The sequence below is a fragment of the Cesiribacter andamanensis AMV16 genome (genome assembly GCF_000348925.1).
Classification (GTDB): domain Bacteria; phylum Bacteroidota; class Bacteroidia; order Cytophagales; family Cyclobacteriaceae; genus Cesiribacter; species Cesiribacter andamanensis.
Genome location: NZ_AODQ01000142.1, coordinates 1 through 10,786, shown reverse-complemented (window position 1 = coordinate 10,786; position 10,786 = coordinate 1). Strand labels below are relative to the sequence as shown.

Annotated in this window: 9 protein-coding genes; 4 read left to right on the top strand and 5 right to left on the bottom strand. The window is 53.6% G+C overall.

The window, feature by feature from the left end:
* On the bottom strand, positions 1-962 hold a 962-nt coding region (locus ADICEAN_RS18180), incomplete at its 3' end, for a phosphate/phosphite/phosphonate ABC transporter substrate-binding protein (RefSeq protein ID WP_040398092.1).
* A 387-nt stretch (positions 963-1,349) separates the two neighbouring features.
* Between ADICEAN_RS18180 and ADICEAN_RS18175 the strand changes: the two genes are divergently transcribed.
* The 4 genes from ADICEAN_RS18175 (at position 1,350) to ADICEAN_RS18160 (ending at position 6,299) form a co-directional block, all read left to right on the top strand.
* Complete coding sequence (locus tag ADICEAN_RS18175; protein WP_009197122.1) at positions 1,350-3,086, top strand: peptidase domain-containing ABC transporter; 1,737 nt, start codon at positions 1,350-1,352, stop codon at positions 3,084-3,086.
* Positions 3,087-3,092: 6 nt separating this feature from the next.
* Positions 3,093-4,460 (top strand): HlyD family secretion protein, encoded by a 1,368-nt coding sequence (locus ADICEAN_RS18170; protein ID WP_009197121.1) that lies wholly within the window; start codon positions 3,093-3,095, stop codon positions 4,458-4,460.
* A 2-nt stretch (positions 4,461-4,462) separates the two neighbouring features.
* Positions 4,463-5,872, top strand: coding sequence for a TolC family protein (locus ADICEAN_RS18165; RefSeq protein WP_161622732.1), 1,410 nt, complete (start codon positions 4,463-4,465; stop codon positions 5,870-5,872).
* A 172-nt stretch (positions 5,873-6,044) separates the two neighbouring features.
* Positions 6,045-6,299: a hypothetical protein gene (locus ADICEAN_RS18160; RefSeq protein ID WP_009197119.1), complete on the top strand. Its 255-nt coding sequence runs from the start codon at positions 6,045-6,047 to the stop codon at positions 6,297-6,299.
* 43 nt (positions 6,300-6,342) lie between these two features.
* Here ADICEAN_RS18160 and ADICEAN_RS18155 read toward each other — a convergent pair whose 3' ends face one another.
* From ADICEAN_RS18155 to ADICEAN_RS18140, 4 genes are all read right to left on the bottom strand, one after another.
* A complete protein-coding gene (locus ADICEAN_RS18155) occupies positions 6,343-7,257 on the bottom strand; it encodes a glutaminase (protein WP_009197118.1) in 915 nt (304 codons plus the stop codon).
* Positions 7,258-7,415: 158 nt separating this feature from the next.
* Positions 7,416-8,522, bottom strand: a complete 1,107-nt coding sequence (locus ADICEAN_RS18150) for an alkene reductase (protein WP_009197117.1) — start codon at positions 8,520-8,522, stop codon at positions 7,416-7,418.
* Between the two features lie 391 nt (positions 8,523-8,913).
* Complete coding sequence (trxA, locus tag ADICEAN_RS18145) at positions 8,914-9,237, bottom strand: thioredoxin (protein WP_009197116.1); 324 nt, start codon at positions 9,235-9,237, stop codon at positions 8,914-8,916.
* Positions 9,238-9,456: 219 nt separating this feature from the next.
* Positions 9,457-10,368 (bottom strand): DUF1349 domain-containing protein, encoded by a 912-nt coding sequence (locus ADICEAN_RS18140; RefSeq protein WP_009197115.1) that lies wholly within the window; start codon positions 10,366-10,368, stop codon positions 9,457-9,459.
* Positions 10,369-10,786: the final 418 nt, after the last annotated feature.

Here is a 10,786-nt window from a genome sequence, read left to right as displayed (position 1 = left end):
CTTTTTCTAAGCGCTTCTATCAGTTTATGTAGAAATTCAGGATAAAGAGCAGATCGTCTATGCGACCGGAAACATTGCGGATGGAGTTGTAATCGGAATCCTTTGCCTGTACATAATTGGTGGCTTCCCTGGCGGAAAAATTCGCCTGAATATGCGCCCACAGGGCCGGCTCCCTGCGGTGCAGCTGAAGCAGTGCCTGCTGCAGCTTTTTTTTGCAGCGGCTGGGCCATGCGCTCGCTCACTACTACTGGCTCCTGGGTGATATTTTCCGATACCCAAAGGATGTTGATGTCTTCCCAGCGGAGCTCCCCGCTGGCCAGCCGGGCCTGTACAATGTTGTAGGCCGTGGCACCGGCATCGGCCTCACCTGCCAGCACCTGCTCTATGGTGTTGTAGTGGCTGTCACCAAAAGCAACATCCTTCAGCTCAACCTCGGCCTGCTTAATGCCCATCTTACCCAGGTATAGGCGCGGCACCAGGTGGCCCGAGGTGGAGGTAGGATTAACAAACAGGAAGCGGTACTGCTGGGCACGCGACACCAGATCGGCCATGCTTTTTATAGAAGAAGTGGCCGCAGTGAAAATACAGCTGTTGTAGGTATTGGGGCTCCCATCCTTTGTGCCGGGCACTACCAGCGGCACCAGAGGCAACGAATCCGAAACGCCCAGCACATAGCCAAACCCATTGATGTAGGCAATATCAATGCTGCCTTCCTTAAGCCCGTTGAGCAGCTCAATGGCTGTGGTAGTAGCGGTTGCCCTTACAGAGATGCCCAGTTCTTTGCTCAGGTAAGCCGCTACCGGCGCTATGGCTTCTTTGCGCAGGCCGGTGCCATTATCGGCAATGGCCAGCGTTAGGGAGGCGGGTTGCTCCTGCTTTTTCCCCTTTTTGCCGGCTGTGCCAGGCTCATGCTTTGAACCAAACTGCAGGCCAACAGTCCCAGCATTAGTGTACGCATCCATCTCATATGGTTCCTTGACTTAATGATGGGCTCAAAATAAGGCTTAAAACTTCTACAAATGCAGAGATTCAACAGCCAACCTTACAGCGTGCAGAGAAGAAGATGTTCCGCCTGCTTAACAATTTTCACTCAACTATATGCTGCCATAGCTTTGCTAATTTTCAGGCAGATGCTGAGGCAAGCGGGTATGTTTTGCTTCATATTGAGCCTGTTATCTGGTTTTCTATGAGCAAAAGTTCTTAAATTACTACATGCCTTACCTACTGCTGCTGATCCACTATCACTCCTACACCCAAAAATAGTTGAAAAAAAAGGAACAAAAATTTAACAATGATAGTATTACTATCAATTTTGATAGCATTATATTTGCCCAGCTATTATAGGTTCTATGCCACAAACTGTTGTTACTACCATCCCTCCTATTACCCGCTTTTTCCGCCTGCTGAAGGTAGACCGGAAACAGATCGGGAATATTTACCTCTATGCGGTAGTTGGTGGGGTAGTTGCCCTATCTCTTCCGCTGGGGATACAGGTGATCATTAACCTGATTCAGAGCGGACAGATCTCAACCTCCCTTACGGTACTGGTGTTTCTGGTGATCCTGGGCATGGGCCTGGCCGGCACGCTGCAGGTGCTGCAGCTGGTGGTATCCGAAAAGCTGCAGCAAAAGATCTTTACACGGGCGGCGCTGGAGTTTGCCTTTCGCATTCCGCGCCTGAAGACCGATACCCAGCGGGAGCACTATGTACCCGAGCTCATCAACCGTTTTTTTGATACGCTGATGGTGCAAAAGGGGCTCTCCAAGATTCTGCTGGATTTTTCAGCTGCCGGCCTGCAGGTGTTCTTCGGGCTGGTGCTGCTATCGCTCTATCACCCCTTCTTCATCCTTTTCAGCCTGCTGCTGGTAGCGCTTATGTTTCTGATCTTTCGGCTTACAGGCCCCATAGGCCTGGCCACCAGCCTGAAAGAGTCAAAGTACAAATATGAAGTGGTGCACTGGCTGGAGGAGCTGGCCCGCAGCCTGGATACCTTCAAGCTGGCCGGCAATACCCCCCTGCCCATGGAGCGCACCGACAAGCTGGTGGGAGGCTACCTGGATGCGCGGGACCAGCATTTTAGCGTGCTTAAGCAGCAGTACATTTACCTGATCGGCTTTAAGGTACTGGTAGCGGCCGGCCTGCTTATACTAGGCGGCAAGCTGGTGCTGGATCAGCAGATGAACATCGGCCAGTTTGTAGCTGCGGAGATCATCATAATTATGGTGCTCAACTCGGTAGAGAAGCTCATTCTGAGCATGGAGACCATTTATGATGTGCTCACCTCCATTGAAAAGATCGGCAATGTGACCGATCTGCCCCTGGAAAGCCAGGCCGGCAACCGGCTGGATACCAGCGATGCCACCTCCAAAGGCCTATCCATTACCCTAAAAAATGCTGCAGCGCACTCCCTGCATGACAATAGCCTGTTTCTGGACAATATAAACCTGAGCATTGCCTCCGGCGAGCGCCTCTGCATCATGGGGCCCCGCAACAGTGGCAAAACCCTGCTGCTGCGCCTGCTGGCGGGCCTTTATCAAACCCCCAAAGGCAGCATCTCCTACAATGGGCTACCGGCCAGCACTATTTCCCTGGAAACGCTGCGCACCACCCTGGGCGCCAACCTGGATAAAAATGGAATCTTTGCCGGCAGCATCAAGGAAAACATTACCCTGGGCAAGCCAGATATTACCAATGAAACCTTGCAGGAAGTTTTGCAGGCCGTTAGCCTCAACGAGATGGTTGAGCATCTGCCCATGGGGTATGATGCCAAACTGCTGCCCGAAGGCCGGCACCTTTCCAGCAGCGCCATCCAAAAGATTCTGGTGGCCCGTAGCCTGGCCATGAAGCCCCGCCTGCTGCTGCTGGAAAACCCCTTTGACTGGCTGGCCCCGGCCGAAACCGACAAGCTACTGCACTACCTGCTGGACCCCAGCCAACGCTGGACACTGATCGTTAGCAGCCGCAACCCCGAGCTGGCCAAACGTTTTGATCGGATCCTGCTCCTGCTGGATGGCAAACTCCAGGAAGTGACCGATTTTGCCAGCCTTGAAAATGAGACCTGGTTTCACGAAGTTTTTTCGCGCTAAGCCCCTATGCTGAATATAAGCAACCAAGACAACGAGCTCAACATTACCCAGGAGCAGTACAGCTCCCTGCGGCGGCTCAAACGGCAGGAAGGGCGTTCCATGGCGCCACGCCTGCTTACGTTTATGCTGATTGCCTTTTTAGCCGTGTTGTTTCTGCCCTGGACGCAAAACGTGCAGGGCGATGGGGTAGTCACCACCCCTCTGCCCAGCCAGCGACCGCAGGCTGTGCCGGCCGTTATTGATGGCCGCATAGCCCAGTGGTTTGTGCGCGAGGGCGAGCAGGTACAGCAGGGCGATACCCTTCTGCTCCTGTCAGAAATCAAGGAAGAGTACCTGGATCCCCAGTTGGTAGAGCGCACCCAAGATCAGTTTCAGGCCAAGCGCTCCTCTGTTGGCGCCTATGAGCAGAAGGTAGCGCAGCTCGAAAACCAGATACGGGCCCTGGAAGAAACCCGCGTGCTTAAGTTACAGCAGGTCCGCAACTACATCCAGCAGGCCCGCCTGAAGGTGCAGTCCGACAGCATGGAAGTGGTGGCAGCCCGCACCAATCTGGAGATTGCCGACCAGCAATACGCGCGGATGGAACAGCTCTTTGAGCAGGGCCTTAAATCACGCAAAGATCTGGAAGACCGCCGGCTGAAGCAGCAGGAAGCCCAGGCCAAGATCATTAAGGCCGAAACCGATCTGCTTAGCAGCCAGAACAAGCTGCTGGCCGAAATGGCCGAACTGGCCTCGCAACAGGCCCAGTATGAGGAAAAGATTGCCAAGGCCCGCTCTGACCAGGCCGAGGCCCGCAGTGGGGGCCTCACCGCCACAGCCGATGCCGCCAAGCTGCAAAACCAGGTAGCCAACTATACCCTTCGGCAGGGCATGTACTATGTAACGGCCCCGCAGGCCGGCTATATAACCAAGACCATTAAGGCCGGCCTGGGCGAAACCGTAAAGAGCGGCGATCAGCTGCTCACCATTATGCCCTCCGATTTTGATCTGGCAGCCGAGCTCTATATTGAACCCCTGGACCTGCCCCTGCTCAAGACCGGGCAACCGGTGCGCCTGATCTTTGATGGCTGGCCCTCCATTGTCTTTTCTGGCTGGCCCAATGCGCAGTATGGCACCTTTGGGGGCCGCATCATAGCCATTGACAATGTAACCAGCGAAAACGGTCGCTACCGGATACTGGTTGGGCCTGACCCGCAGCTGTATGACTGGCCCGATGCCCTGCGCATAGGATCCGGCGCCCGGGGCATGGCCCTGCTGGGCGATGTACCCCTGGGCTATGAGCTCTGGCGGCGCATCAACGGCTTTCCGCCCAACTTCTACCAGCGAAAAGGAAGCCTTACGGCCGATCAGGCTGCCAACGAACCTAAAAAATGACCATGCGGCTACTCTCTCTTTTGCTGGGGGCAACAGCCCTTCTGCTACTTTCTCTGGGTGCCAGCGCCCAGCAGGGGGCCGATACGCTCTACCTGTCGGAGTACCTGCAGCAGGTTAGCCAGCATCACCCCCTTGCCCGCGCTGCCCGCCTGATGGAAGAGCAGGGCCGTATGGAAGTGCGGGCTGCCCGTGGCTTTTTCGATCCCGAGCTGGGAGGCACCTTCGACGAAAAGCGCTACAAGGACCGAACCTATTACCGCATCTTCAGCAGCGACCTAAAGGTAAACACCCGTCTGGGCCTGGACCTGAAGGCCGGCTATGACTATGCCCAGGGCTATTACCTGAACCCGGAGCGCACCGTGCCCGACGATGGGCTGTGGTATGCCGGAGTAAGCCTGCCGCTGGCCCAGGGGCTCTTTTTTGATGAAGGCCGGGCCGCCCTGCGCGCTGCCCGTATACGCCAGCAGCGTTTTCAGTGGGAGCAGCGCCAGCAACTGGCCAATCTGCTGTACGAGGCTACCGTAGCCTACTGGACCTGGGCCGGTCATCGCCAGCAGGTGCAAACCCTGCAAAATGCACTGCAGGTAGCCCGCCAGCGCTATCAGCTGGTGCAGGGTGGCTTTGCCACCGAAGAGCTGCCCGCCATTGATACCCTGGAAGCCTTTGTGCAGCTACAGACCCTGCAAAGCCAGCTGCTGGAAGAAGAACAGGCACTGATAAAAGCCGAACAGGAGGTGGCCTCCTTCTACTGGTCAGAGGAAGGCACCCCCCTTTGGCAGAGCCAGTTCACCCCCAGCCCGCTGCCGCCTGCCAGCCTGCCCGACAGCTTGTACGGCACGGCCTCTCCTGCTCCCCTTGCCCTGGCCGAAGGCAGCCCTGCGCTGCGCTACTACGGCTTTCGGCTGGAAGAACTGGAGGCCGACCGGCGCTGGAAGGCCGAGAAACTAAAGCCATCCCTGCAGGCCAGCTATAACCTTCTGAGCAGCGAACCCCCACTGGAAGGGGCCTCCTCTTACTCGGTCAACAACTACAAGTTTGGGGTGAATTTTAAAATGCCGCTTTTGCTGCGCAATGCCCGGGGTGAGTTGCAGCTAAGCCGCCTGAAGCTGGAAGCTACCGCCCTGGAACAACGGCAGAAACGGCTGGAACTCACCACCAAGCTGGAGGCGCTGCTCGGCAGCCTGGAGCTGCTGCAGCAGCAGGTGCAGCAAAACCAGCAACTGGCCGAGGGCTACCGCAGGCTGTGGCAGGCCGAGCAGCAGAAATTTGAGTTTGGCGAAAGCACGCTTTTTTACGTGAATGCCCGGGAACTGAAATACCTGGAAAGCCGCCTGAAGCTTTTTTCGCTGCAGGTGAAGTTTCAGCAACAGCAGGCCGAGCTTAAGCGGATGCTGGGGCTGTGGGAATTATAAGTATCCGGCATACCATAGGGCCTGTATCGCTCATTTCCTCAGGTACCCGGGGACAGGCAGGCAATTTAGCTTAATTCTAAATTAGTCATAAACAAGGGGTTATCCGCAACCCAAGTTTCCTGTTTCGCAGTTTAAGAAGTGTAGATTGATGTAAAACCTAATTTTTAAGCATATGGAAGCTACCTGTAATCACTGTACCCACTGGGAGCAAAGCCAGGCAAAACTCAACACACCGGCTGCTGTAAGCAGTGATGCCTTTGGCCGCTGCAACGAACTATCTGACCACAACCTGGATCCGGAATACATTGTGCCGGTCCTCAACGATGGCAAGCCCGTATCGGAAAAGGGAGAGCACTACGACTACATTACCGGTGCTAATTTTGGCTGCAATCACTTTGCAGAAAAGATGAACCGGATCACATTTTAGTGAAACGAAAAGGGGGTGTCGCAAACGGCACCCCTTTTTTGCTTTAAAAAATAGAGGTACCGCTTTTGGTGGTGAGCAATTCCAGGGTTTTCATGCCCAGTACAGAATTGCCTTTTTTGTTGAGCTTGGGGCTCCAGACGGCCACGCTATAACACTTGGGGTGTACGGCCACAATGCCGCCGCCTACCCCGCTTTTGCCCGGCAGCCCTACCCGAAACGAAAATTCCCCTGCTTCATCATAAAACCCACAGGTTTGCATCAGGGCGTTGATCCGCTTTACCTGTGCCTTCTTCAGGATGCGGGTATCTTCTCCGTATATACAGCCCTCATCGGCAAAAACAAGAAAAGCACGCGCCAGATCCTGGCAGCTCATGGCAATGGAGCACTGGTGGTAATAGAAGTCCAGTACGCTGTCAATCTCGTTGTTGATGTTGCCATAGGATTTCATCATGTTGATGAGCGAGGCGTTGACATAGCCGGTTGCCTTTTCCGAGGCGGCCACCTCCTCATCGTACTGGATCGTTTCGTTGCCGGCCAGCCTGCGTACAAACTGCAGAAACTCCCGTTTGGGATCATCAAAACGGCTGATGAGGATGTCGGCCATCACCAGAGCGCCGGCATTGAGAAAGGGGTTGCGGGGTATGCCATTCTCATACTCCAGCTGCACGATGGAATTAAAGGGGTTGCCGGAGGGCTCCACCCCCACCCGTTCCCAGAGCATTTCGCCGATCAGGGGCAGCACCAGCGCAAGGGACAGTACCTTGGAGATACTCTGGATAGAGAATGGCTCCTGACTATCCCCCACCGCAAACTCTGCCCCCTCAATGGTGGCCAGGTGAATGCCGTACTTAAGGGGGTCTACCCGGGCCAGTTCGGGAATGTAGCTGGCCAGCTCGCCCTGGCCTTTAAACACCTTTGCTTCTTTGTAGATCTCGTCCAGAATTTGCTGATAGTTCATAGATGGGAAAGTTGCGCTTGTTTTACCTCTAAAAAGAGTCCCCGGCCACAAAGTGTTTCCATATGCCGGCCGGCCGCCTGGGTTCACACAAACATAAAACAAAAAAGCCCGGCACCAACATAGGGCACCGGGACTTTAGGGCAGAGAAATCAACGTCATTAGCGTTCCACTTCTTCCAGCAGGGGGTAATCGATGTAGCCTTCTGCTCCGGGCGAGTAGAAGGTTTTGGCATCCCAGGCCTGCAGCGGGGCCCCCTGTTCAAAGCGCAGGGGCAGATCGGGATTGGAAATAAACAGTTTTCCAAAAGCCACCAGGTCGGCATTGCCTTCCCGGATCACCTCATTTCCTTTTTCCTCATCAAAACCGCCGTTGATGATGAGCGTACCGCTGTAAAGCGGACGGTAGCGTCTGGCAATGTGGGGCTCGGCATGGGGCAGCTGGCTCACATCGGTAAAGGGCTCCGAGAGGTGCAGGTAGGCGAGCTGGTAATCGTTGAGCTTTTTTACAATATAGTCGAAGGTTGGAATGGTTTCCTCATCCAGCTCCATACCAAAAGTGCCATGCAGCGAGGGGTTCAGCCGCAGCCCGATGCGGCCTTCGGGCATTACCGCTTTCAGGGCATCAATCACCTCAAAGAGGATGCGGGCCCTGTTTGCTATAGAGCCGCCATAAGCATCGGTGCGCACATTGGAAGTGCGGTTAAAGAACTGGTGCAGCAGGTAGCCGTTAGAGGAGTGGATCTCTACCCCATCAAAACCGGCTTCCATAGCATTTTTACCTGCCTGCTGAAAATCGGCGATGGTTTGCTTAATCTCTTCCAGGCTCATTTCCTTGGGCGTTACCGTATCCTTAAAACCCTGAGGGGTATAGGATTTAGCATGGGGGTTGATGGGAGATGGGGCCAGCGGCAGGGCACCCCCATGAAAATCGGGATGCGACATGCGGCCTACATGCCAGAGCTGGCAGAAGATCTTTCCGCCTTCTTCATGTACGGCATGGGTCACCTTCTTCCATCCCTTCACCTGAGCAGGGGTGTGGATGCCGGGTGTGTTGATATAGCCAACGGCCTGTTCAGAGATCTGGGAGCCTTCGGAGATGATGAGGCCGGCCGAGGCCCGCTGGCGGTAATACTCGGCGTGGAGGTCGGTGGGCGCCTTGTCTGGATTATCGGCCCGGCTGCGGGTCAGGGGAGCCATCACCACGCGGTTCTTCAGTTCAAGATCGTTTAGGGTATAGGGGGTTAGAAGGGGTTTCTTTGTATTCATAACTAAAATCGTCATCCAAACTATTCAATGTTTAAACAACGAGTAAAAGCCCAACTAGGTTCTTGCGGATTCTTACTTTCTGCCAGCGCAGCAGTAGCGTTTCACTGTCATTACCTGAGCAGCCATTCCCCTTTTTGCGCGGGTATTACCAGGTGAGGATCATAAAGAAACTTCACACTCCTTGTGAGCCTAGTAATTTGCCTGTAAAGGCGGCCAGAGGGCTTGGCATACATTCACTCGCCTGGAGGCGAGCGATTGCTCATGCTGGAAGCCTGCTCCTCAAATACGTAAGTTCCTGAGTTTAGCCCCTATTGTTGTAATGGAAGGGATGCGCACAAAAAAACCCCGCCAATACTGGCAGGGCTTCTAATGCTATATTCAAGGATTGGGCTTAGGCCATTTGCGCATCCAGCTTTTGAGCCAGAACGTTTTTGCTTACGGCGCCCACCTGCTTGTCTACAATCTCACCATTCTTAAATACCAGAAGCGTAGGAATGCTGCGGATACCAAACTTGGCAGAAACCTCGGGATTGCTGTCCACATCTACCTTGCCGATAACGGCTTTGCCTTCGTAATCGCCGGCCAGTTCTTCAATCACTGGTCCGATCATTTTACAGGGGCCACACCACTCGGCCCAGAAGTCTACCAATACTGGTTTATCGGTGTTTACGATGTCTTGAAAATTAGAATCGGTAATTTCTATTGCTTTACCCATGACTGAAAAATTTTTATACGATTTGGTAAGATGACACAAATATAACAGAAAAAGTTTCGGTGTAGTCTTGGCTCCCGCTTATAACAAGCCCGAGCGTATCGCTTACTGGCTGCAGAGCCTACCTAACAGCTTCTAATGGAGGCATTTTCGGCTTATAGCTTTCTTCTATGGACAGATAGATAGCAGCAGGTCCTCTGCACCAGTAGAGGTGGCACGACCTTAATCACCCAGCATCGCCAACAGTGCTTCGTTAGTCAGGCTGTAATCGGTTAGCGTATTCCTGGCCACATTGTTATACCATTCCATTGCGCGGTTTGTCTCCGAAAAGCTAACTACAGGCATTTTAAACTGTACCCAATCTACAAGAAGGCGCAGGTCGTTTTTACCTATTCCTGTATAGACAGTACTATTCTGTTGCAGCGCATCGCCAAATCTAACTTCCTGAGGCAGGGCTTCGCTGTTGGTGTACCCATTAATGCCTACCTGTAGAACCGGCGGCCAATCGGCAATGTAAAAACGCTCGTGCACCTGCCAGTGCTCTCCCTCATACTGATACAGTAGAATAAAGGCATGCCCAACCCGCACGGCCCGAAGTGTGATCCACTCGGCTCTGGCCGGACGCAATTTCAGGTTTGATTTGCTGTTGAGGGTATATTTTGATTCAATGACCTGCTCTCCTGCATTGGCCGCCACGCCGGTGGTGATAAAAAACCAGTTTTCCTGCCGGGGCTGCCAGTTTTCTTTGGTACTTCGCTTGGGCACACGCACCATAAGCCCACCCAACGACCAGGTGGTGTGCGAAATTCCACCTCCCAGCGCTTCTGCTTTTATCCGCATGCGCACATCAAAATCGCCGCGCACCTCCTTATACAAGAAAGGCGCCTGATAATCGGCAAACCAGCCAGAGGTGCCAGGCTCAAAGACCAGACGGCCATTTTCTACTGTCAGCCTGTTCATTTTATCGGGCCAGCCTTCGGTCTGGTGAAACCATATCCAGTTCACCAAACTCTCTGCAGAGGAGAAATCATCGTTTAACGCTGCACTGGCAGGTGCGGCAGTACTGGCTGGCTGCTGGGCATAGAGCGTCCCTGCAATTCCCATGGCAAGGGCTGTGAGGAATATACACTTCATATAGCGATGGTAGGATGAGAGAAAGATTCATCCTCATGAAAATATACTTCAGCAGAATCACATATACCACAAATGTGATGATAGGATGAAAAAGGGGTTAAACAGTACTATCAAGGATGCTCTAACCCCTGTGAGCAACAGCTGCTGCATTTTATGTCCACCCCCATTATGATCAAAGATCAATCATCCGCTGGCCTGCTCTTGGACTAACCACCCTGGAAATGGCCAAGCAATTACCCCCTGCTCAACCTCACTTAACGAGCATACCCCCTCCACCACAAAAGCAGGAATACGCAAAGAAGCCAGAGATTGAGCGGTACGGGCTTACCCATTCCTCAGCTAGTCACCAAGCGCCATCTGCAGTATTCATTCGGCTAATAGACTAGATATAAAAAAACATGAGTCATCCCGAATCTTA

What these genes read in the sequence shown, in the direction of transcription:
- ADICEAN_RS18150 (WP_009197117.1), bottom strand. Translation starts at nt 8,522, where the DNA reads ATGAATACAAAGAAACCCCTTCTAACCCCCTATACCCTAAACGATCTT.
- ADICEAN_RS18165 (WP_161622732.1), top strand. Translation starts at nt 4,463, where the DNA reads ATGCGGCTACTCTCTCTTTTGCTGGGGGCAACAGCCCTTCTGCTACTT.
- trxA (WP_009197116.1), bottom strand. Translation starts at nt 9,237, where the DNA reads ATGGGTAAAGCAATAGAAATTACCGATTCTAATTTTCAAGACATCGTA.
- ADICEAN_RS18155 (WP_009197118.1), bottom strand. Translation starts at nt 7,257, where the DNA reads ATGAACTATCAGCAAATTCTGGACGAGATCTACAAAGAAGCAAAGGTG.
- ADICEAN_RS18160 (WP_009197119.1), top strand. Translation starts at nt 6,045, where the DNA reads ATGGAAGCTACCTGTAATCACTGTACCCACTGGGAGCAAAGCCAGGCA.
- ADICEAN_RS18170 (WP_009197121.1), top strand. Translation starts at nt 3,093, where the DNA reads ATGCTGAATATAAGCAACCAAGACAACGAGCTCAACATTACCCAGGAG.
- ADICEAN_RS18140 (WP_009197115.1), bottom strand. Translation starts at nt 10,368, where the DNA reads ATGAAGTGTATATTCCTCACAGCCCTTGCCATGGGAATTGCAGGGACG.
- ADICEAN_RS18175 (WP_009197122.1), top strand. Translation starts at nt 1,350, where the DNA reads ATGCCACAAACTGTTGTTACTACCATCCCTCCTATTACCCGCTTTTTC.